At 29.9% G+C, this 442-nt stretch carries 1 protein-coding gene; it reads left to right on the top strand.

Annotated elements, in window-relative coordinates; all coding sequences use genetic code 11:
- A partial coding sequence (locus K0040_RS20275; protein WP_228110469.1) for an IS256 family transposase occupies positions 1 to 442 on the top strand: 442 nt, incomplete at both ends.

Genomic DNA, 442 nt, shown 5'->3' with positions numbered 1-442 from the left:
TTACTTCCTGAAATAAAAGATTGGCAACAGCGTCCGCTGAGTGAGGTTTATCCTATAATATTTATTGATGCTGTTCATTTTTCGGTGAGAGATAATCATGTAATTAAAAAACTAGCAGCGTATATTATCCTTGGGGTGAATGAAAATGGTAAAAAAGAGGTTCTAAGTATTCAAATTGGTCAAAATGAAAGCAGTAAATATTGGTTAGGAATTTTAAATGAATTAAAAAATAGAGGTGTTAAAGATATTTTAATACTTTGTGCGGATGGACTTACAGGTATAAAAGATTCAATTAATGTAGCCTTTCCAAATACAGAATACCAAAGATGTATAGTTCATCAAGTGCGTAACACTTTAAAACATGTATCAGATAAAGATAAAAAAGAATTTGCAAAGGATTTAAAATCAATTTATCATGCTTCAAATGAAGAACAAGGACATG

This window comes from Terrisporobacter petrolearius, from assembly GCF_020748185.1.
Classification (GTDB): domain Bacteria; phylum Bacillota; class Clostridia; order Peptostreptococcales; family Peptostreptococcaceae; genus Terrisporobacter; species Terrisporobacter petrolearius.
Note: the sequence above shows the minus strand (reverse complement) of the source record. Positions and strands in the feature narration are given on the sequence as shown.